This window comes from Psychrobacter sp. PP-21 (assembly GCF_033790785.1).
Taxonomy (GTDB): Bacteria; Pseudomonadota; Gammaproteobacteria; order Pseudomonadales; family Moraxellaceae; genus Psychrobacter.
The window spans coordinates 306,270-327,354 of sequence record NZ_JAMYEB010000001.1 but is presented as its reverse complement, the minus strand read 5'-3'; the positions used below and the strand labels follow the sequence as shown (position 1 = coordinate 327,354).

Sequence of the window (21,085 nt, the reverse complement as noted above, 5' to 3'; positions counted from 1 at the left end):
AATATCGTTAAAAACGGCTGACTATGATCACTTATATTCGTTTTGATAATTTCTACTCTTACCCAGAATCAACGGAAATATCGTTTACGCTGGGTAAGCAACCAACTGAGTCTAACTATGACTTTTACATCGATACCGCGCATGACCAGTATCGGCTCAATAAAGTCACTGCCGTTTTAGGTGCGAATGGCTCTGGTAAGACACAGCTGCTAAAAGCAATATCGTTCTTGCGCTGGTTTATCTGTGGCTCTACCAGCAGCCTTGATTCAGAAGACAGTATCCCGTATAGCCCCTTTGCGCTAAACCAAAACAATACCTCTGAATTTGAGATGGGTTTTTTACTCAAAAATGCTGATGGTGTTTATGAGGAGTATCGCTACGAGCTAACGCTTATCCAAAGCCGCGTAATCAATGAAGCTCTATATAAAAAGACCAGTCGCTTATTTAGCTACGTTTTCAGCCGTCACTATGATGGTGATGAGATGGTTTATAAGCATCGCAGCTTTGTTATCCCATCACTTGCAGATGACGTGAAAAAAAATGCCTCCTTAATCAGTTATGCCAATTTGCTTGATGAGCCACTGGCAGAAGCAATCATTGAGATGTTTGAAGGCTATAAAACCAATGTCGTCTCAATGGGTAGGCTTGGCAGTCTTAGCCAGTCTATACCTGAGATGACTGAGTTGTTTGCTAAGGATGACGACTTAAAACAAACCGCTGAAAAGCTACTTTGTCAGTTTGATACAGGCATAGACGAGATTAATATAAAAAGCGTGATGACGGTAAACGAGGGTAAGCAGCAAGAGATACTGCTTCCTTTTGGTGTGCATAAAGTCGGTGATGACTCATTTGAGCTTATGATTTATGAAGAGTCTAATGGTACGCAATCAGCCTATAGCTTGCTTGGGCTAATACTACCTGTTCTCAAAAACGGTGGTGTAGCCATTATTGATGAGCTTGATAACGACCTACACCCACTGCTGTTACCTGCCATTTTTGATTTGTTTCGCTCATTGCATCATAACCCTCATAATGCTCAGCTTATTTTTAGTTGCCATACCCCAGAGGTATTTAATCTATTGAATAAGCATCAAATATATTTGGTCGAAAAATATGAGCAGGCTTCAGAAGCTTGGCGATTAGATGAGATGGAAGGCGTTCGTAATGACGATAACCTTTACGCCAAGTATATGGCTGGCGCGTTTGACGCGATACCAAATCTATAAGGGGCTAGATTATGGCAAAGCGTAAACCTAGGTCAGTCAACAAAACCACCTTACTTGTAATGGGAGAAGGTGAACATGACAAGGCATTTTTGAGTCATATGAAAGGTATTTATCATGAAAGGTGCTCTGGTAGTAAAATCACTCTGGATTTTTCAAGTGGCGGGTCACCGCACGATATTATTAAAGACACTGTTAAAAAGAGCCGTCATGTTGGTTACGATCAAAAGTTCATCTTGATGGATAGTGATGTCCCTGTTAGGCAACAAGATATTAAAGCAGCTAAAGATTCGGGAATTACCATCTTATATTCAACGCCGCTATGCTTAGAAGGTATGTTGCTGAGCGTACTGGGGCAAAATATTCCCCATACTGCGCAAAAATGCAAAAGCGCATTACACCCGCAATTGTCAGATAATCCTGCTCTGCCAAAAAGCTATGAGCCTTTATTTTCAAAGCCTGTACTCGATCAAAGCACTCATACTACGATTAAACAGCTGTGTTCACTGTTAGGTAAAACACAAAAAAATAACCGCTTTACCTTTACGTAAAGCGGTTATGACGCTCAGTTATATTGAGCGAGCAGCTATCTTGCTCTCAATCCACTCGGCAATCTCACTTGCTACCCACACTATACTAACTTTTTAAAATTATGGTCGATTAAAAAATATAAAGCTCAGATTCATTAAAGTTTCCTATTATTAAATACTAGAGTGGCTTTGTTAGTCATATTACTGTTTGAATAATCTCACCGCTTAAACCGCCTAACACTACTCACCACCACCCCAAACAGCTCAAGCGATCCTTTCACCACGATATCTGCATAATTTTCGTTATGGGCTCGCAAGATAATATGCTCACCGAGTATCAGCTGCTTGGCGGTAAAGCCGTCATCGACTAGTGCAATCACAATGTCTTTGTTCCTAGCGCTCAATGAGCGATCCACAATTAGAATATCATTGGGATAGATACCCATATCGATCATGCTATCGCCTTCAACTTCCACTAAGTAAGTCGTTGTCGGGCTATGAATAAGCAGTGTGTTTAGATCAATGCGGTTTTGCACATAGTCTGTTGCTGGACTTGGAAAGCCTGCTTTGACTCTATCGCTGTATAAAGATAGCAATACCGTCTCACCTTCATCGGTGAGCCTTCCTATTATCTTAACCGTCATTGAGTCCACCTCTGGTTTAATCTACTTTGGGTATTTGGTTGATGTTTGTGGTATAGCACGGCGATAGCATGTCTCGGCTCATCTGCCATTTTTGCTTATTCTTAACTCCTTCGCTTGCGATAAACACTGCTGCTTGCTGATTACTGTTTTGGCCATACCTTTTATTCAGCTGATCCATTACCGCGATGACCTCTGCGCTCTTTGATGTGCTTTGTTCACTTGTTTTGTTGTCACTATTACTCTGTGCAAACAAGTCAGGCTGTACCTCATCATGCGGGCAGATATCAAAGAGCATGACGCCCGCTTTGGCGTAGCGAACATCTTTTTTAAAGATCTGAGTCAGTATCTGCCGAGCAGCGGCTACCATCACTCTAGTATCAGCGGTCGGGGTTATAAACTGACATTGACCAGATATAGAGGTATAACTCTCTGTCTGACTAAACGGGCTATTCTTAGCAAAGACGCTTAAGTAATGACAGACGCTGTCTTGTTTACGTAGTTTGCTGGCCGCTTTTGCCGCATGACTACAGACTGCTTGACTCAGCTCATCGGGGCAGCTAATGCGAGTGGAGAAAGAGCGAGAAGAGATAATCTGCTTCTTAGCCTCTACCGCCTCAATACCAAGACAGCTTTGACCATTAAGCTCTAAGCAGGTGCGCTCGAGTACCACACCGAAGTGCTGTCTTATTTTCGCAGGCTCACAGACGGCGAGCTGATAAACCGTATGAATACCCATCTTATTGAGTCTGACCTTGTAACGACGACCCACGCCCCATACCTCACCAACATCGGTGATCTGCATGATACGTCTGATCCATCGAAGATTATCTAGCACGCAGACGCCTTTAGTAGCGGGGTGCTTTTTAGCAGCATAATTGGCAAGCTTCGCCATGGTCTTAGTACTACCCATACCCACACATACTGGAATGCCGGTGTACTGCTCAACGATGCTTTTGAGCTTACGCCCATAGCTATCAAGATCAGTCATGGCAGTCGGATAATCGGCTAAATATAAAAAAGCCTCATCGATAGAATAGACTTCAACGGTAGGACACAGTTTCTCAAGGGTGCTCATGACTCTGTGAGACATATCAGCATATAAAGTGTAGTTTGAACTAAATACGGTAACGTCGTTCTTCTCGCAGAAGTCTTTAACCTGAAAGTACGGCACACCCATCTTGATACCGAGCTGTTTTGCCTCACTGGAGCGAGCGACCACGCAGCCATCATTGTTAGACAGTACGACCACTGCCTTACCTCTTAGATCAGGGCGAAAGAGCTTCTCACAGTTGGCATAGAAGCTATTGCAATCAACAAGAGCATACATGGCTGTCTCAGTAGGTGGATGGCATAAAAAAAAGCATAACCAATCACGAGTATTTACGTGATCAGAGATGCCTTTGATTGTAGAGATAGCGTGCTTGAAAATTCAAGAGCAAATAAAGGGTAGACGACGATGGTTGTCGTGAGGGTTTAGTGAGGTGCTGATTATTTTTGGTAGTTAGCGGAATGAAATATGGTTTGATAGAAAGTGTCATATCGTTACGCATTGAAGTATAGTCATAAATGCATTAACGATAGTCATTTAAAGTTTTCCTATGCTATTATTAATTTCATGTGATGCTATCTATTTGAATTAATGGTGTTTACTACAAGGATGAAGACTATGCCAACAACCAACGTTAATGGAACTACGCTTTTTTATGATGAACAAGGCCCCAAGGATGCTCCAACTTTGGTGCTAAGCCATTCACTATTTTTCGATAGAGAAATGTTTGTTCACCAAATAGAAGAACTTTCTAAGCACATTAGAGTGGTGACCTATGACCATAGAGACCAAGGAAAAAGCGCTCGTACGGAGTTAAAAAGTGTCGATATGGATACTTTGACTGATGATGCCGCAGCTTTAATTGAGACGCTTGATCTAGCCCCTTGCTTTTTTGCTGGAAACTCCATGGGCGGCTTTATTGCTCTGCGGTTAGCAGCTCGTCGCCCAGACTTACTAAAAGGATGCATAGTACTTGGATCTAGCGGAGAGCTTGAATATAAGCTAGCAGAGTTCTCACCGCTTATCGATGGTGTAGAAGCAAATGGTACTGAACCATTCATCGATACACTGATGTACATCATGTTTGGTGATGATTACCTAGCAGACGAGTCTCGTTCGAATGAGCGCGAACGTTGGCGTGACTTTATGACGGCACTAGGGCCAGATATTTCACGTAGCGCTCATGGTGTCATTCATCGAAAAGGTGTATTAGACGAGCTTAAAGACTGTAAGGTCCCACTATTGGTACTAGCAGGCGAGCAAGATCATGCTTATGAAGTCTCGCTGTCTGAAAATATAGCCAAAGCAGTAGCTGATAGCGAAATGTTTGTCGTTTCTAACGCTGGTCATTCAGTGGCACTGGAGCAACCAAAAATTGTAAACGAATATATTACCAATTTCATCTCAGCGCACTCATGAGGTACTGGGTAACGTATTTTATAGTCGCTTTTGTATAAGTCATACACTATTTTAAAAATAAAAGAACAAACCGCCCTACTCGTTAGAGTCAAGGCGGTTCACTAGTTTTATGCTAATCTTGCCTCAATCTTACTATTAATCCACTCCGCGATCTCACTTGCTACCCACACTACCCTAGACTGAGTAACTTGTACCTTTTTTGGGAAAGTAGGGTCGTAGCGGTCAGACGCTTCATTGATCATCTCATAAATCGTTGAGCGACTAAGCCCTGTGTAATGAATCACATCCTTGATGCTAAGCAGCTGCGGAATATGATTGCATTGTTCAATGACTGGTTGTGCTGAATTTAGGTTTTCCATGATTATCTCCTTCGTAAGTGAATGAGAGCGGTATCTCTCATATACTTACCGAGTCCCATATTTTTTTATGCCATCCCATAGCATCCGTAAGCGTTAGTGAAACCCATAAAAAAAAGGAGCTGACAGATCAGCTCCCTTTTATGCCGTGTACTTGCGGTGTGCTAGCTTACAGTCGTCACGCTCTCTCGTAGTCTTTGCTCAATGCTGGTCACGTTGTGGGTATCTAAGCCATTGGGCACTTGTTTTTGTTTCTGAACTTGCGGCTGACTCGTGAGACCGGCTTCATCTGGATAAAGCTCTTCCATCAGCTCACTTGCTTCATCATCGACCTCAAAGCATGAATTGGCGTAACCCTGTTTAGCCGCTTGCTCTAACGCACTTTGGTCAAAGCCGTGTTCGCTCAGCTCATGATCAATCGCCTTAGCCTGTTGTACCGCATCTTTAAGCGTCACCTCATCACGTAGCGTGAGATCTACGAAGTAAATGGGTGTGCGATAGCTTTGCGTGGTGCTTTTACCTCTTAGTGTTAATTGCAGTGGTAAACATGACAGCTTGTTACCGGACACGGCGGCAAAGTAGCGCAGCCTTGCTGCAAGCGTACGAATACTATTAAAGCCCGTCGTACGAAAGATAAACGTACCTAGCTCATCATCCTCTGATAGATTGACGTACAAACGACCGTAGGGTTTACAAGCGCCGCCTTGCGCGAGTGGACAACGATCAGGCGACGGACAAGGCAGTTGCTCCACGCCATTGTTGGTACGGCGCTGACAGTGTTCGCCATCTCCCACGCATAATGGTCTGCCTGTCTGCCGATCAAATAGCGTGTACTGAGCACGTAGGTTTAGATCAGGATCATTAAACAGCATACGAACGGGTATTTGTCGCAGCTTACTGTCATTACCTTTACGCAGTTTGGCATCGAGTGGATGATTGACCCAGCCGTCCTTATTCTGCACTTGGCTGGTAATAGTGAATTGATCGTCCTTAGCAGGGAGGCGTTTGCCTTCTTTATTGATGACGCGTCCAATGCTGATACGACCGAGTACGGGCGGAGTTATGGTTAGACCTTTAATCATAGTGGTGTTCCTTTTATTAATTTATAAGACATAAAAAAGCCCACCTGTGAAGGTGGGCGTTTATGCGTTTGTCTTTGGTTAATGTATTAACTGCTTCGATTTGTGCTTAATCATTTAACACCACAAAGCGACGACTGCCTTGGCGAGTTTTACTAAACTTATCCATCAGCTCAGGATGCGCTTTGATCACCGCCTTGCTGTCTAAGCTCACGCTATCCTTACTACGCTTCCATGAGATCGCGCCCTTGTCAAAGACCGCCACCTCATGATCTTTAATGAGGCTTTGCAGTTGATGCTTGACGGTGTCATGACGCTCTTGTAGCTCATCCATATAGTCGCGATAGCTTAATAATTGCTCATACAGCTTGTTCGCGCCCTCATCATTCTTAAAGTCTATCTTGCTTGTAGGCTTAGGCTCAGGATAAAGCAGCTTAAGCGCACGAGCGGCTGACTCAGAGTGATCAGGCGTGGGTGGTGTGTCCGTCTCCACGTACTGCCAGAACAAACGCTCATGCTCAATAATTGATGCAATCAAACGCTCATCACGCTCAACCTTATAGATCTTGGCCTCGTGTCCGCAAAGCAGGACACAGATATGAGCGGCTTGTTTACCTGTAACGGCTAGTTGATGTTGCACTTGGCAGGTCACGTATAGCGGTACGCCATCTCGCCATAATTTCGCGCCATGCTCACCAGTGGTTTTGCATTCCAGTATCTGCACCTCATCACTGCCTGTCACCGCGTAGTCAAGATTGGCAAGCATAAAGGCTTTGTCAGGATCGGGGTGCTGCAATATAGCATTGACGCGCCGTACTTTGTTTCCTGTCTTTTCTTGATAGTATTTAGCCACCATCGGCTCTAAAGTATTGCCCCAATACAGCGGCGCATAGCCTTCTATGCTTTCATCTAAGTCTGAGCTCATGCGTCCGGTCTTAATCATCCATAGCTCAAGCATCGACAAATATGGATGAATACCGCAAGCAGCAGCAGCGTCACTACTGCCTATGCCTTGTTTGCGAACGGCTAACCACTCTTCACGGCTTAAGTCTTTGGTGTTAATTAAGCGTTTGGGCTGAGATGATGTAGTTTGCTTAGGTTTCTCTTCACTAGGGCTAAGCCCGTTAGTCTTAACATTAATAGTAGCAGTCGACTTTGTGTGCTTAGATTGCATCGCTTTACGCTTACGACGACTTGGCTGAATAGTTGTGTTTAATGCGATAGTTTCCATGATAGATTCCTTATTAAATTAATTGTTGATACGTTGATAACTAATGATCTGAGTAAACGGCATAAAAAAACCACGCTTTTAAGCGTGGTTTAATGTGTGGTGATAAGACAGTTAGGCCAGCATACGTAGTGACTCTTCTAAGCCTTTTTGCTTAAGCTTAGCGCCAGCGCCAAACCAAGCGGAATTTAAGCGATTGTCGGTGTTCATCGCACGGCGTTCATGATCCACGTACTCAGTGATACTACAAAGCAAACCATAAGCGGTATCTTTGGCAGCATCGAGATCCGCTCCGCGTCCTTGACCGTTAAACATAGTCATCACCTTATTCATCGCTTTGGCATTAGGAACTGCGTCTTTTTCTTTCTTAGCGCTGTTAAACAAGATGATGTCATTGTCTTGATCGTTAAACACACGGCTCAAGTAATTAGCGGCTTCTGCTTGCGTAACACGGCGCTCAGACAATTGCTTCATCTCATAGATATGCTCATCCCACTGATTAACGGACACGCCCAATTGCTGCTTAACCTTGTCAGCATCAAACGAGGTAGAGTGCGGTACTTTCACCACACCGCCGCTACCATCAGCGAGGCTTACCGCGAGCGTGTTATTACACACCACACGAATATTAGTAAACTGCGCCGTGGTTGCAAGCGTGCCATCACAAGCGGTAGCGAGCAATAAATAGCCGTGACTGACATCACCGCCACGTAAAGACGCTGATTGACCTGTACGAGCAAGCGCCCACAGCTTACGGCCACCCTTTAGCACACCTGCTGTTTCAAGCTCAAAGTGCGATTGCTCAGTGAGATCACGATAGAACTCTAGGATCTCTTCAGGTTGCACTTCTTGATAGCGCTGACTGACTACGGATAACGGATCAAAGGTATCTGAGCGATACAAGACCTTTTGCTCAGCAAAGGGCAAGATAAGATTATGCCCTCGATCGTTCTCAGCCATGAAATTGACGTCTGATGATTCAATACGCCAATCCATACCTGCCTCACGCGCCCATACCTCAAGCGGCTGTTTAGGGGATAGCTCACTGCCAAGGCCATGCCAAGGAGTGTCGCCAACGTATGCCATACTCTCGATTAAATGTGCCATGATAATTTTCCTTTTGTATTATGATTAAATTGAGTTTAAGTGAATGAGTGAAAGGTGGTGAAGACATGCGAGCAGTCATCACAGCGATATTGCTTATTGACCAGCATTGGCAGCGCTTGATGAGACTGAGTGATCTCAATAAGCGCTGCTACCGTTGTTCCTGCAACCACACCTATAGCAGGATGTACTTTAAATGCTTTGCAAAGACTAACGCCAAGGCTGACTAATACCGCAGGGGATAACAGCTGATCAATAAGATTGATTTGACTACCATCAGTCATCTCGTAGACCAAAGATGACTGACAGCTAGGACATAGGGTTTTCATATATACTCCTAAATTTTGCGCATAAAAAAGGCCTGCTAGAAGCAGACCTTGTCACAGGATGAAAGCATGCACTGGTAGGCTATGCTCCATCTCGTGGTAATAGTATATATCTGAAATTATTTTGATATGGGCGGTAGTCCTCGGCGGTCGGATGTGCGGTATCGACCATGTGCAAAGGTGTTCATGTTTGGGAGCCATACTTTTAAGTGCTGATCTTCCTTGCTTGGCTTTGTTAGGTATAAAGCTGAATCTAAAGCATTTTCAACCTCTTGAGGTTCATTACGATGAATCATACCGATACCTAATTTACCGTTTCGCTCATAACCCTGCTTAGTCTCTTTATCGTGATAACTATAGCACTCGCCTAGACCACCAGTAATGACCTTCCACTTTTCACCAACCTCTTTTGCGATATACCAATCATTTTGTCTCTTATTACCGTCATATATCAGCAACAAATGACAATGTAATCCGCCCTCGATGCCTCCCTGCTCAAGCGCCCATGCATAACCTTGTAAGCATCTAAAGCAAGTGTCTTCATTTCTTATCATCTGACATAGCTTTTTTATATGGTCGTGAAAGTCTTCGATAGTAATCAAGTGGCTACAATCTTTAGCGTATTTGAGATCGACACGAACAAATATCAGCCGTGCATGATGATTGAATAATTGAGTGATGTACTGACCTAACGACTCCTTATTTTTCCCTTCTTCATATTTTAAAACACATTTCTCACGATTAATCTCTCTTTTATAGCAACGTAATCTATCGATCAGCTCAGCTACGTTGCTATTATCCCAAATCACTTCATTAGGATATTGATCACCGACAATAAGCTGCGTACTAATAAAAAAAGCGTTGATGGGCATCGAGTAAACCAGCTCAGTATCAGGCTCATAACAATACATGAATGGTTGATACAAGTTGTTCAGCTCATTAATGAACGAGTCAGAAATAATAGAGTCTGATTTAGCTCGACTGGAGATAATATTGATGACTAATTGATGGACTTTAGTCATTAGAAAATTTTGATTATGGTTACTGTATTTCATGATGTTTCTCCTATGTGGTTTGTCTTGCACATAGTAGAGCTACACCATATTTTTTTATTCTGACTACTGGTGGTTTAGTGTGAAGATAGTCAGCGTAGTGACGCTGCTACATATAATAATATAAATAACCTGCTAGTGGAGCATGTGAATACTAGCGGTATAGTCGATCCTATTTGTGTGAAATATACCGTGTATCAAGGTGTTATTCGAATCATGCATTTAACTGATATTTTTCGTAATCAAGGCACTAGAAATTATAAACAAAAGCTTTAGTGCATATAGAAGAATTCACAAGCATATCTGTGATAGGCGGCAGATGATAATAAAAACACCTGAACAAATATTCTTTATATTTATTATTTAATTTTCTTTATTTAACATACTAACGCTAATATACTACCCTACACTAGTAGTATCGAGGGTTTAGCTAAAATTTATTTATTAAATTATTACTATATTATTATTATAAATTTATTTAAATATTATTGTTAAATTATGGTATCGTTAGTAAAATATTACTTAAAATATTGAAGAGAAGATGTAAAATGACTGATACTAATGATGTGATTAAGCTTAATCCAGAAAAGAATATAAAGTTAAAATTAACTCAGAGGCAGGTTAATATTACGTTAAACGAATTGATTTCAGATGGATATAACGTGGACCTTCCTAACGATTTAGAGTATCTAAACACTGCCTGTAATAGCCTTGAGTTAACAGAAAGTTATAGAGAATCACTTGCTATTTTTTCTAAAGCTAATGTGTTACCTGATGAGTCTATAGTTTGGCTACAAGATGATTTGAGAGCAGCATTATGGTTTGATCATTACTCTTATTATTACAATAAAGATTCATTTCAATGGAAAAATTACTCTGCTGACTTCCAAAGCAACTTAATCACATGCTTTGATCTAACAAACATACGTTTGCCACATAGAGATAAAGCTAAACTTTTTGACTATAAGGTTGAATGGAAAAGAGACTTTATAAACAAAGCTAAAGGTATATATAATAATATACGGACTATGCCACAAGACCTAGAGTGGTTGGATAGTAAAAATGAAAAACAAATTTTATGGGCGCATAGCTACTTAGGCACACATGGATATCTTATCCAGAACCCATTATTTTTGTGTAATGATCTGAGCACTTACTATGTGCAAATTTGCGCATCTCTAGACGCACTAGACACTCTTAAACATAGAAACAGTCGTTCTTATAAGATGAGCCTTTTCAAAAAGGACGTGTTGAATAAAATGCGCAACGCTTGGAGTCAAAAAAAATTTCGTGACAAAAAAGATGCTGAGACCGCCCAAGAGTATTTCTTGACGAGACGCCATATGAATAAGCTAAAAAAATTAGCGGATGAATATAGTTTAAGTAGTAAGGAGTATCTTCAGCAAATGATTGATAAAGAGTATAATAGTCTCAATTAGCTTAGATAGCTGAAATACGAAACTTAAATTTTATGTACACTACCATGTACACTGAAAAATCCTCATATTTACTATTATAATAAAATCAATACCTTAGCTATCAATAATCGTTCCGGCTCCGGGTACCATTACATAGTCCTATACTATCTTATAGAACAGCTAAAGCCCCTGATATCAGGGGCTTTTTTGTATCTGGCGTTCTATACTGTCCTGCTACATAGAACTTTATTCAAAAGCTCTATATATCAATACTCCATGCGCAATTGCCATAATAACTAGAGTCGTGGCACAAGCCAAGATATTCAAAAAGCGTTTCAAATATTCTCACTTGCACCACTACGCTCAGCAAAACCTATGTCATGTCATACTTGAGACTTTTAAAGTTATGCTGATATCATGGTATAAGAGACCACTATCACATCTCTAGTAGTGCATCACCATAGTCGTCACGTAAGTCTTTTTTCACCATTTTTCCAGCGCCATTAAGCAAAATACTTTCTGTAAAAATAACTTTGTCAGGTATTTGCCAGCTAGCAATCTTGTCTTCATAAAAACTCAGCACTTGTGCCTCGTCGAGCTCTACATTTTCTTCTTTAACTACAATTAGTACTGGACGCTCGCCCCATTTTTTGTGTTTTGCAGCAATTGCGGCTGCCATTTTTATCTGTGGATGTGCCACTGCAATGTTTTCAAGTTCTACTGAAGATATCCACTCCCCACCAGATTTGATCAAGTCTTTTGATCGGTCACGAATATTCATATAGCCATCAGCATCAATGGTTGCAATATCACCGGTGTCGAACCAGCCATCTTCCGTTATCGCATCAGGGTTTTCCGTATAGTAGTCGTTGATAATCCAGTGACCTTTGATTTGTAGGCGACCTTGAGAGATGCCATCTTCTTTCACTCTTTTGAGCGGCTCGTCAGTATCTATGAGGCGTAACTGTACGCCATAAGGCGGACGACCTTGAGAATTACGTAACTCGTTAATCTCATCCTTGCTCAGTGATTTATGCTTAGCTTTGATTTGATTCATTGTGCCAAGTGGACTGGTCTCCGTCATACCCCAGCCATGTACCGCATCGCAGTTAAAATCTTCTCTAAAGGTTTTGATTACTGATGGTGGACAGGCAGCCCCGCCAACGATAGTACGTGTCATGCTGTCTAGCTTACTTCCTCTGGCTTTAGCAGCGGTCAATAGACTTTGCCAAATTGTTGGGACGCCCAAAGCGACAGTCACGTGATAATCGTCAATGAGAGAAACTAGGCTGTCGCCATCAAGATTGGGACCTGGAAGCATCAAGGAGCAACCAGTTAATGCAGCAGCATAAGGAGTGCCCCACGCATTCACATGGAACATAGGTACTACAGGTAGCAAGACATCTTGAGCAGATAGCGCTGAGACATCAGGCATACACAGCGCCATCGCATGAAGTACAGACGATCGATGGGTATACAATATCCCTTTAGGGTTGCCTGTCGTACCTGATGTGTAGCACAACGAGCTGGCAGTAGACTCATCGAACTGAGGCCACTCAAAGTCAGGAGAGTGATCTGCTAGTAATTCGTCAAAGAATAATACATTCGGTAGCTTTGCGACAACATCATCATCTCGATCACTTAGACAAATAAAGTGTTCAATACCTTTGATATCTTCTTTAATTGCCATAATGAGTGGCAAAAAGGTGACATCAAAGAAAAGTACACGATCATCAGCATCATTGATAATGTAGCTTAGCTGCTCAGGGAATAAGCGTGGATTGATGGTATGACAAACCATCCCACTGCCTGAAATGGCATACCACGCCTCTAGATGACGATGGTTATTCCACGCTAGTGTGGCAAGGCGCTCTGAAGACTTGAGTCCAAGGGCAGATAAGGCATTAGCCAGTCGTTTTGAGTTATCCGAAATACTCTGCCAATTGGTATGAGTCATCTGACCATCTACTTCTTTGGACAAAACCGCCGTATCGCCATGGTAGCGCGCGGCGTGTTCGATAAGACCGCTGATCAGCAATGGCTGATACATCATTTTTCCTAACATAGTACATTCCCTGTAGTTGTTTTAATGTCACCTTACTCTTATGAGTACATCTTCTGATGCTAAAATTAGGCCACAACTAAGAATAATCAGAATTATGGATGATGACAAGCGAATATTATGAGCTGATTAGATAACAAAAGCCTACTACCAAGCATCTAGTGCTAGATTATTAAAATCACGCCTTTTATTTATGACTTCTCTAACAGAGATTTATAAGCCCCCCTGCTGTTAACGCTTTCAACAAATAATAGTAAAACAGAAAATCCGACCACCTTAAGTGATCGGATTTTTGATATTTAGTAGTCATGAGCAAAGACAGTAAACGAGTGCTCAACTTATAATGTCATCAAAATTAAGTATGATGCGACATACTTTTGAGCCGGGCGCTATAGCTACTTTTTTAATTACAAAGGTAACAGACAATGTCGAAATATGTTTGCGTTATTAGCCATTACATACTCTCTTCGACTGGCTAATTTTGCCATTCTTACACACGAACTTGCCACCTTCGCAATGAGACACACCGCCCATTTTACCAGAGCATGGCTTATTCTGAGCATTCGCCTGCATGGCGGGTGCCATCAGTAATAACGATACAATATATGCTGACCACAATTTCATCATAACACCCTCAATAGTTGCGCAATATAATCGAAAATATATCACTACAAATGACTCTCATCAACAACTATCTGACTTATGTCTATTACTCAGAAACCAGCTTCATCTTGTGTCAGTTCACTTATCTCGATTGGCACAGCATAAAGCCACGTCCTATCAGCATTACAATAAAACTGTCCCTCTTCAAAATTTACAATACAAGCTGTAAAATCGTTATCCGCTTGGTCATCTAACGCATCTTCATCGCTTATGTCGCTCACTGCACACCATACTTCTTGGTGACCATTCTTAAGCATTGAACGGGTCAACTCGCTTCCTACAACTCCCTTATCCATAATGATAACTCCTACGATGAATATGATCGTTCAGTTAAACAATTGGGATAATAGGAGCAGTCACCTGAATATATCTTAGAGTTCCGATGTCCTAACTGTTTTATGCGTGCCATTGTTATTCTACATAAAGATCATGACATACAATTAACCGTTAAAGAAGCGACTATAATAGTCCAAGCGCATCGTTGAATGACTATAAATGCTGATGCTCAGACCCACAAGGTCCAACTGTTTTAGACAATAACTGCTTACAGCCCTACTTCATCCTGAGTAAGCTCAACTTTTTTAATCGGTACAGCATAGCGCCATAAATTGCCTTGATCGCAGACAAACTTATCTTGTTCAAAAGATACGATAGTGACCAATAATTCGTAATACCCATTATCGACAGTTGCCATCGCATGATCGTCATTAACATTGCTCACAGCACACCATACACCAGTATCGCTGCGTTCTAGGATCGCTTGTGTCAACCTACTTCCTTGTAGTTCGATAATCATCTCTAATCCTTAAAATATGACCTGTTGAGTCTCTACTTTACCTATAAATTCACTTTCTGCAATATATTTTTTAGACTCAGAAGTTTTGAATGGGCGTATTAGAGCGCAAATCTCATCACATAAGATAGAGATTTCGTTGATTAGGATGGCACAACTAACAGGATTTATTAGACCAGAAACTATGCGATTTGATGATAGGATAGCGTGGGAGGGTCGAACTATTTTTGTTGATATTGAGCAGGTTTATAATATTTGGTACCACTAGTAATACCAACATTCTATATGGAGCGCCATAGGACAAGATAGAACTTAAAACCCAAAAAACGCCAAAAATAAAGGGCTAACAGTCTATGACGGTCAGCCCTTTATCAATGTTTGGTGGAGATGGCGGGAGTTGAACCCGCGTCCGCCAGCATTACGCTCATGAATCTACATGTTTAGTTTCTGTCTTTAAATTTAATCCGCACCGATCCGACAGTCAGGATGGATTGGACGATTCTCTACTTTTGAACCCAAGCGATTGAGACAATCCCTTGTGGCGAGCCTACATGCGGACGCTTCAACTTAGTTAACCAACTGTAGGTGATCAGCAACTAAGTAAGCAGGGTTTATGCTGCTAGAGCGTAAGTTTCGTCGTTTGCGACTATAACAATATATGTTTGATTAACGAGAGGACATACACTCTCGACATGCATCATTGAGTTTCATCACCAGCGTCGAAGCCAGAACATCCCCAATAAGGTCGCTTATTATATAGGAATATCAGGCAAGTTTTCAACCTATAGTAGACTTGCATTACATTACGTTACAGCTTAATAATTTACGCCAAAACAGTATTTAACCACTGACCAATATTTTGGATCTGCAGCATACAGACTTGATGTGCCATCGGATACGTATTGTAAGACACATTATAGTCCTTTGCTAATAGTAACTGCTGTGCTTGCTCACCTAGGATGACAGGCACGACTGGATCATGTGAACCATGCTCAATCAAAATGGGCATGTCTTTGTTGGCAGCACTATACTCGATATTGTCGTTGGTTGCTAAGTAGGTAGAAAGCGTCATCAAGCCAGCCAAACGTTCTGGATAGCCGAGTGCTACGTGATATGCCACTGCCCCGCCCTGCGAAAACCCTGCAATAACGATATGCTCTGGTAACACACCACGCTCTATCTCACGACTGATCAAATCTTGTATCTGCTGAGCAGACTCTTCAATTTGAGCCACATCTACTTTACGCTCCAGACTCATCTCTATGATGTCGTACCATGCTGGCATCACCATGCCGCCGTTTACCGTGACCGGGCGTTTAGGTGCATGTGGGAAGATAAAACGTACTGCCATATCATCAGCCAACCCAAGCTGCGGTACCACTGGCTCAAAATCATGACCGCTAGCACCTAGGCCATGTAGCCAAATCACTGCGCGATCTATCTTTTTTTGAGAGGGATTGTGCTCAACGACAACTGCGTCTAAATAGTTACTCATAGTTATCCTTAATAATGTAGTGAGATATGCCTTAAGCATTTCTATGTTGTTTGCCAAAATAATGTGTGTGTCATTATATGGTCAATATCATCTGTTAGTTTGAGAGTATGGTCAATAGTGCAGCATGAAACAGACCATAGCAAAAATGTGAACCCTATAAAAAGACACGTATGATCTTAAGACCGATAGTTTCAATACTATCAAGCTTGAATACTGTTAACTGTCTATTCTTTAGTACATGTGCTTACAATAGTGTCCGCATTAATGCTAAATTCTTACACGGTTAAGTTCTTACAAGAAGATGGCCTTCAGTGCTTTTTAGCAAAACGTTAATTTTTTAATTCCCATAAAGATAGCTGATGGGATTTTTATAATTTTGCAGGAACATTTTACATGACAATTTCTAATAAATCAGCGCTTGAGCTGAGTAAGCAGACGCCGGCCAAGGTTAATAAGATTAATCTCGCCTTACCTTTAACGCTGATCAGCTCATTATTGATAGTAGGTTGCACTGCCGATAGCCACTCAATGCTCACATCAAAAGCATCTTCATCAACTGCACAACTGCAACCACAGTCGTCTTCACCTCTCGCGTATACTTATGGGGTACGTCCGTTTTATCTGATCAATGATATGGACGAGGGACCACTAAAAGAAGAGTTACAGGCGTGCAGAGGGCAACTGCCAAGTAAGACTGACTTCTCTATTGCCCATCGAGGTGCGCCATTACAACTGCCTGAACATACCTATGATAGCTATGTGGCGTCAGCGCAAATGGGTGCTGGCATCTTGGAATGTGATGTGGCGTTTACCAATGATGGGGAGCTTGTCTGTCGTCATGCCCAAAACGATTTGCACACCACTACTAATATTTTGACCACGCCGCTAGCCAACCAATGTACCGTACCGCCCATCTTAGATGCTAAAGGCAAACTTACCAATGCCGGCAGTATCGAGTGCCGAACCTCAGATATTAGCGGTGCTGAGTTTAAAGCCTTGACGGGTAAGATGGATGCTGCCAATAAAAAAGCAACCAGTATTAGTGACTATATGAATGCAACCGCGCCTTGGCGAACGGACTTATACTCGCAAAACGGCAAAGTGTTAACCTTGAAAGAGCATATCGCGTTGGCTCGCAAGCTGGGTATGAAGCACACACCTGAGCTAAAAGCACCCGCCGTAACCATGCCGTTTAATGGCTATCGTTTGAACGACTACCGTCAACAGCTGATAGATACTTATAAGGCAGCAGATGTACCTGCAAGCGATGTATTTGCCCAGTCATTTAATATAGAAGATCTTGATTACTGGATCAAAAATGAGCCCGCTTATGGGGCTAATGCCGTCTATCTTATTGATGACAGTAATGAGACCGCTGAGGATAAAACATTTGATAAAAATGACGCAACCACTTGGAAGCACTCATTGGCTGATATCAAAGCACGTGGTATCAACACCATTGCCCCAGCACTTTGGCTATTAGTCACTACTGATGATAAGGGAAATATGCAACCATCAGAATACGCAAAACAAGCCAAAGCCAATGGTCTAAAAATCATTACCTGGTCGATAGAGCGTTCAGGACCATTAACCGATGGTGGCGATTGGTACTATAGCGGTCTTGGTGATGCTATCAACAATGATGGTGATATGATGAATTATATTGACGTACTAGCGCAGGACGTCGGTGTCCAAGGCATTTTTTCAGATTGGCCCGCTACGGTGAGCTACTATGCCAACTGCAAAGGTCTTAAATAGATTTTCGCTTAGTTTATTGATAGATAATCATGCTTAGTTTGTATTACCAAGGTCAGCTGGTTCATTGAGCTGACCTTTTTTATTAAATGCATTAAGGGAGTAACGTCATAAACGGTTTACTTAGCACCTCCCTTTTCCATTAACTTTTCACATCATTTGACTCATGGCAGCAATAGCAATATACGCTTTTGTGCTACGATAATTTAATAAGCTTATAAGACGATGTAGAGACTATGACCCATATTTTACTAGTAGAAGATGATCCTGCTATTGCCATGTCACTCAAAGTGACTTGCAAGCGTGAAGGCTGGGATATGACATGGTTAGATAATGCCAGTAGTGTGTTACCCATGCTGCACAGTGATAAGGCTCGCGACCTATCGGCGATTATTATGGATGTCGGTCTGCCAGATGGTGATGGTCTGAGTCTGTGCCAACAAATACGCCATGCAACTGATATCGATACGCTAAAAGATTTACCTATCGTTTTTTTGACTGCTCGTAGCGATGAGGTCGATCGTATTTTGGGGTTGGAGATGGGCGGTGATGACTATTGTGCCAAGCCCTTTAGTCCACGTGAACTAGTCGCACGCTTAAAAGCTATTTGGCGACGTGAGCAGTTACTGGTTCAGCAGTCTGAATCTTATACAACTAATGACAAAGTTGAAAACACACCCTCAAGTAACCTATCTGGGCAGGCACTGACGTTCGAGAATCAATCTGGTGTTTGGCACTATCAGCCGCTTAATTACTCATTGAGATGGCAAGGACAAAAGCTTGAGCTTAGTAACACCGAGCGCAAAATCTTACTGTCATTATTACAAGCACCGAACCAAGTCTTTAGTCGTGAGCAACTGCTTAATGCAGTAAGCGACTATCCCGATCATCGCTTGGCGCGAACCATAGACAGTCATGTTAAGTCGATTCGTAAGCAGTTGGCGACCGTCGATGCGAGTATCGATGTGATTCACACACATCGCGGACTGGGTTACGCACTATGTCCTGCTTGATAATGGCTTTGAACCTATGAATCACAAAGCCGATAACCGTAGTGATAGTAATAGTGACATCAATCGCGATCACAACATCAACGATGATCAAAGCAATTGGTATGCCAAACTGCACCCTATAGGTACAGCGCAGCAAGTTCCTAAACGCAAACGACTGCTCAATCTGAGTATATTCTTTAGGATTTGGTTGGCGGTCGCTTTGGTACTCATTGTCTGCGGTGTGGTCGTCTTTACTCAATTATTTGGCTACGTCAAGCCCACTGCACAGCAAGTCATCGAAGATACACTACTAGATACCAGTAAATTACTTGCGGCCAGTCTACAGGTGCCTCTATCTACAGGTCAGCTCTATGAAGCGGCTTATCAGGCGCAGCTTGATGCTGCGTTTGTTGGTATGTCAACGACTAACGGCAGTCTGGGCCCTGTCTACCAGACCAAGAACCATACCAGCTTTCGAGTATATGTGACAGACAGTAGCGGCAAGGTTATTTACGATTCGCTCCCCAAACCTGATAATAACGAAGGACAGAACTACGGTCGCTGGAACGATGTCTATCTCACACTAAGAGGTCAGTACGGCGCAAGAAGTACACTAAAAAATTACCAACAGCGTGATGGTTCGGTCATGTATGTGGCACAACCCATAAAAAACGCATCTGGTGACATTATGGGCGTGGTCAGTGTCGGCAAGCCTGTCGCTAGCATATTGCCCTACTTAGACGATACGCGTAATCGCATGCTAATCACCGCGCTATTTATGAGCATCGCAGCCCTTATTCTAGCAGGGCTAGTAGCATGGTGGCTCAAACAAAGCATCACCTTAGTCACCCAATATACTAGCGCACTGGCAGAAGACACCAAAAAGCCCTATTTTTATCTCGGTCATGAACTAAACAGCCTGACAGACACAATCGAGTCCATGAAACATCGCTTGGAGAATCGTGCTTACGTCACTGACTATGTGCATACGTTGACGCACGAGCTTAAAAGCCCGCTGACTGCGATACGCGCCAGTGGTGAGCTATTAGAGGATGATGGCATGGATGGAAATGCCCTTGATCATGATGATCGGCAGATGCTTATCGAAACGATAGGTGAACAAAGTATAAAAATGCAGCAGCTTATCGATCGACTGCTATTACTTGCTAAAGTGGAGCAGCCTACCTTTAAGCTCAATCGTCAGCCAACGTCCCTACTGCCATTATTGCAGAGCCTGATAAAAGACAATACAGCTAAACAGCAGCAGCAGAACCTTAAACCTATTGATATCTATATTGATAATGAGCAAGTGACCAACAACATAGACTTGCCAGCAGATATCTTAGCGTCTACTAGCGTGTTCGCTGATGAGTTTTGGTTGATACAAGTGCTACAGAACGTACTAGATAATGCCATTCATTTTGCTGACAGCATTGTTGAGATTTCTTTGTATAGTACAGCGCGGACGGTAACTATCGATATATTTAATGATGGCAAGCTGCTGCCTGAATACGCTATCGCAAAGGCTTTCGAGCGTTATTTTAGCTTATCGCATCAGAGCCAACCCTCTTACCAAACCGCTGAATCAAAACCGGCTACTAACGCTGGTAGTACGCTCAAAAAAGGTACGGGGCTTGGACTGACTTTGGTAAAACAAGTCATCGAACATCATGGTGGTCAAGTCACTATTAACAACACCCATGCCGACAAGAGTAAAGCTAGTGCTAGTAAACTCAGCACCCATCAAAAGCAACGTTATGGCGTTATCGTTAGCATCACCCTGCCATTGGCTTAAAAATAAACATGTACGGCAGTTCATCAACTTTCCATCATGACTGCATATGACTTTTATCTCTTTACTTTACGATAGCGCTATAGGCTGTTGAACAGCCAAATTC

At 42.3% G+C, this 21,085-nt stretch carries 19 protein-coding genes and 1 other RNA gene; 7 read left to right on the top strand and 13 right to left on the bottom strand.

Features of this window, described 5'->3' with window-relative positions; translation table 11 throughout:
* Nucleotides 1-23: 23 nt before the first annotated feature.
* Both NJD71_RS01410 and NJD71_RS01405 read left to right on the top strand, forming a co-directional pair.
* Nucleotides 24-1,226: an AAA family ATPase gene (locus NJD71_RS01410; RefSeq protein ID WP_319050140.1), complete on the top strand. Its 1,203-nt coding sequence runs from the start codon at nucleotides 24-26 to the stop codon at nucleotides 1,224-1,226.
* An 11-nt stretch (nucleotides 1,227-1,237) separates the two neighbouring features.
* A complete protein-coding gene (locus tag NJD71_RS01405) occupies nucleotides 1,238-1,774 on the top strand; it encodes a hypothetical protein (protein WP_319050139.1) in 537 nt (178 codons plus the stop codon).
* Between the two features lie 197 nt (nucleotides 1,775-1,971).
* On the opposite strand, the gene NJD71_RS01400 is transcribed toward NJD71_RS01405, so the two are convergent.
* Together NJD71_RS01400 and NJD71_RS01395 are read right to left on the bottom strand one after the other, a co-directional pair.
* Entirely contained in the window at nucleotides 1,972-2,397 is a 426-nt protein-coding gene (locus tag NJD71_RS01400) for a LexA family protein (RefSeq protein WP_025645154.1), read from the bottom strand.
* A 16-nt stretch (nucleotides 2,398-2,413) separates the two neighbouring features.
* Complete coding sequence (locus NJD71_RS01395; RefSeq protein ID WP_319050138.1) at nucleotides 2,414-3,724, bottom strand: Y-family DNA polymerase; 1,311 nt, start codon at nucleotides 3,722-3,724, stop codon at nucleotides 2,414-2,416.
* Between the two features lie 339 nt (nucleotides 3,725-4,063).
* Between NJD71_RS01395 and NJD71_RS01390 the strand changes: the two genes are divergently transcribed.
* A complete protein-coding gene (locus NJD71_RS01390; protein WP_319050137.1) occupies nucleotides 4,064-4,864 on the top strand; it encodes an alpha/beta fold hydrolase in 801 nt (266 codons plus the stop codon).
* A 107-nt stretch (nucleotides 4,865-4,971) separates the two neighbouring features.
* Here the strand turns inward: NJD71_RS01390 and NJD71_RS01385 are convergent, their stop codons facing one another.
* The 6 genes from NJD71_RS01385 to NJD71_RS01360 form a co-directional block, all read right to left on the bottom strand.
* Nucleotides 4,972-5,223 carry a helix-turn-helix transcriptional regulator gene (locus tag NJD71_RS01385; RefSeq protein ID WP_319050136.1) on the bottom strand — a complete coding sequence of 84 codons (252 nt, stop codon included), beginning with the start codon at nucleotides 5,221-5,223 and terminating at the stop codon, nucleotides 4,972-4,974.
* A gap of 161 nt (nucleotides 5,224-5,384) precedes the next feature.
* Nucleotides 5,385-6,302 (bottom strand): recombination directionality factor, encoded by a 918-nt coding sequence (locus NJD71_RS01380; protein WP_319050135.1) that lies wholly within the window; start codon nucleotides 6,300-6,302, stop codon nucleotides 5,385-5,387.
* A gap of 106 nt (nucleotides 6,303-6,408) precedes the next feature.
* Nucleotides 6,409-7,473, bottom strand: coding sequence for a YqaJ viral recombinase family nuclease (locus NJD71_RS01375; RefSeq protein ID WP_442967635.1), 1,065 nt, complete (start codon nucleotides 7,471-7,473; stop codon nucleotides 6,409-6,411).
* Nucleotides 7,474-7,641: 168 nt separating this feature from the next.
* On the bottom strand, nucleotides 7,642-8,634 hold the full coding sequence (locus NJD71_RS01370) for a DUF932 domain-containing protein (protein ID WP_201558740.1): 993 nt from the start codon (nucleotides 8,632-8,634) through the stop codon (nucleotides 7,642-7,644).
* A gap of 35 nt (nucleotides 8,635-8,669) precedes the next feature.
* Complete coding sequence (locus tag NJD71_RS01365; protein WP_319050133.1) at nucleotides 8,670-8,960, bottom strand: hypothetical protein; 291 nt, start codon at nucleotides 8,958-8,960, stop codon at nucleotides 8,670-8,672.
* Between the two features lie 116 nt (nucleotides 8,961-9,076).
* Nucleotides 9,077-10,012, bottom strand: coding sequence for a YagK/YfjJ domain-containing protein (locus NJD71_RS01360; RefSeq protein ID WP_319050132.1), 936 nt, complete (start codon nucleotides 10,010-10,012; stop codon nucleotides 9,077-9,079).
* A gap of 545 nt (nucleotides 10,013-10,557) precedes the next feature.
* Here NJD71_RS01360 and NJD71_RS01355 point away from each other — a divergent pair.
* Nucleotides 10,558-11,448, top strand: a complete 891-nt coding sequence (locus NJD71_RS01355) for a hypothetical protein (RefSeq protein WP_319050131.1) — start codon at nucleotides 10,558-10,560, stop codon at nucleotides 11,446-11,448.
* Between the two features lie 415 nt (nucleotides 11,449-11,863).
* On the opposite strand, the gene NJD71_RS01350 is transcribed toward NJD71_RS01355, so the two are convergent.
* The 5 genes from NJD71_RS01350 to NJD71_RS01330 all read right to left on the bottom strand — a co-directional run bounded on the left by NJD71_RS01350 (nucleotide 11,864) and on the right by NJD71_RS01330 (nucleotide 16,440).
* On the bottom strand, nucleotides 11,864-13,492 hold the full coding sequence (locus NJD71_RS01350; protein WP_319050130.1) for a long-chain fatty acid--CoA ligase: 1,629 nt from the start codon (nucleotides 13,490-13,492) through the stop codon (nucleotides 11,864-11,866).
* Between the two features lie 710 nt (nucleotides 13,493-14,202).
* Nucleotides 14,203-14,448: a hypothetical protein gene (locus NJD71_RS01345; protein WP_319050129.1), complete on the bottom strand. Its 246-nt coding sequence runs from the start codon at nucleotides 14,446-14,448 to the stop codon at nucleotides 14,203-14,205.
* Between the two features lie 248 nt (nucleotides 14,449-14,696).
* Nucleotides 14,697-14,948, bottom strand: coding sequence for a hypothetical protein (locus tag NJD71_RS01340; protein WP_319050127.1), 252 nt, complete (start codon nucleotides 14,946-14,948; stop codon nucleotides 14,697-14,699).
* Between the two features lie 376 nt (nucleotides 14,949-15,324).
* Nucleotides 15,325-15,683: a transfer-messenger RNA gene (ssrA, locus tag NJD71_RS01335) on the bottom strand.
* A gap of 85 nt (nucleotides 15,684-15,768) precedes the next feature.
* Nucleotides 15,769-16,440: an alpha/beta hydrolase gene (locus tag NJD71_RS01330; RefSeq protein ID WP_319050126.1), complete on the bottom strand. Its 672-nt coding sequence runs from the start codon at nucleotides 16,438-16,440 to the stop codon at nucleotides 15,769-15,771.
* Nucleotides 16,441-16,833: 393 nt separating this feature from the next.
* On the opposite strand from NJD71_RS01330, the gene NJD71_RS01325 reads away from it, so the two are divergent.
* From NJD71_RS01325 to creC, 3 genes are all read left to right on the top strand, one after another.
* Nucleotides 16,834-18,198, top strand: coding sequence for a glycerophosphodiester phosphodiesterase family protein (locus NJD71_RS01325; RefSeq protein WP_319050125.1), 1,365 nt, complete (start codon nucleotides 16,834-16,836; stop codon nucleotides 18,196-18,198).
* A 233-nt stretch (nucleotides 18,199-18,431) separates the two neighbouring features.
* Complete coding sequence (locus NJD71_RS01320) at nucleotides 18,432-19,208, top strand: response regulator (protein ID WP_319050124.1); 777 nt, start codon at nucleotides 18,432-18,434, stop codon at nucleotides 19,206-19,208.
* A 16-nt stretch (nucleotides 19,209-19,224) separates the two neighbouring features.
* Nucleotides 19,225-20,982, top strand: a complete 1,758-nt coding sequence (creC, locus tag NJD71_RS01315; protein WP_319050123.1) for a two-component system sensor histidine kinase CreC — start codon at nucleotides 19,225-19,227, stop codon at nucleotides 20,980-20,982.
* Nucleotides 20,983-21,085: the final 103 nt, after the last annotated feature.

What these genes read in the sequence shown, in the direction of transcription:
- NJD71_RS01410 (WP_319050140.1), top strand. Translation starts at nt 24, where the DNA reads ATGATCACTTATATTCGTTTTGATAATTTCTACTCTTACCCAGAATCA.
- NJD71_RS01405 (WP_319050139.1), top strand. Translation starts at nt 1,238, where the DNA reads ATGGCAAAGCGTAAACCTAGGTCAGTCAACAAAACCACCTTACTTGTA.
- NJD71_RS01400 (WP_025645154.1), bottom strand. Translation starts at nt 2,397, where the DNA reads ATGACGGTTAAGATAATAGGAAGGCTCACCGATGAAGGTGAGACGGTA.
- NJD71_RS01395 (WP_319050138.1), bottom strand. Translation starts at nt 3,724, where the DNA reads ATGTATGCTCTTGTTGATTGCAATAGCTTCTATGCCAACTGTGAGAAG.
- NJD71_RS01390 (WP_319050137.1), top strand. Translation starts at nt 4,064, where the DNA reads ATGCCAACAACCAACGTTAATGGAACTACGCTTTTTTATGATGAACAA.
- NJD71_RS01385 (WP_319050136.1), bottom strand. Translation starts at nt 5,223, where the DNA reads ATGGAAAACCTAAATTCAGCACAACCAGTCATTGAACAATGCAATCAT.
- NJD71_RS01380 (WP_319050135.1), bottom strand. Translation starts at nt 6,302, where the DNA reads ATGATTAAAGGTCTAACCATAACTCCGCCCGTACTCGGTCGTATCAGC.
- NJD71_RS01375 (WP_442967635.1), bottom strand. Translation starts at nt 7,473, where the DNA reads ATGCAATCTAAGCACACAAAGTCGACTGCTACTATTAATGTTAAGACT.
- NJD71_RS01370 (WP_201558740.1), bottom strand. Translation starts at nt 8,634, where the DNA reads ATGGCACATTTAATCGAGAGTATGGCATACGTTGGCGACACTCCTTGG.
- NJD71_RS01365 (WP_319050133.1), bottom strand. Translation starts at nt 8,960, where the DNA reads ATGAAAACCCTATGTCCTAGCTGTCAGTCATCTTTGGTCTACGAGATG.
- NJD71_RS01360 (WP_319050132.1), bottom strand. Translation starts at nt 10,012, where the DNA reads ATGAAATACAGTAACCATAATCAAAATTTTCTAATGACTAAAGTCCAT.
- NJD71_RS01355 (WP_319050131.1), top strand. Translation starts at nt 10,558, where the DNA reads ATGACTGATACTAATGATGTGATTAAGCTTAATCCAGAAAAGAATATA.
- NJD71_RS01350 (WP_319050130.1), bottom strand. Translation starts at nt 13,492, where the DNA reads ATGTTAGGAAAAATGATGTATCAGCCATTGCTGATCAGCGGTCTTATC.
- NJD71_RS01345 (WP_319050129.1), bottom strand. Translation starts at nt 14,448, where the DNA reads ATGGATAAGGGAGTTGTAGGAAGCGAGTTGACCCGTTCAATGCTTAAG.
- NJD71_RS01340 (WP_319050127.1), bottom strand. Translation starts at nt 14,948, where the DNA reads ATGATTATCGAACTACAAGGAAGTAGGTTGACACAAGCGATCCTAGAA.
- NJD71_RS01330 (WP_319050126.1), bottom strand. Translation starts at nt 16,440, where the DNA reads ATGAGTAACTATTTAGACGCAGTTGTCGTTGAGCACAATCCCTCTCAA.
- NJD71_RS01325 (WP_319050125.1), top strand. Translation starts at nt 16,834, where the DNA reads ATGACAATTTCTAATAAATCAGCGCTTGAGCTGAGTAAGCAGACGCCG.
- NJD71_RS01320 (WP_319050124.1), top strand. Translation starts at nt 18,432, where the DNA reads ATGACCCATATTTTACTAGTAGAAGATGATCCTGCTATTGCCATGTCA.
- creC (WP_319050123.1), top strand. Translation starts at nt 19,225, where the DNA reads ATGAATCACAAAGCCGATAACCGTAGTGATAGTAATAGTGACATCAAT.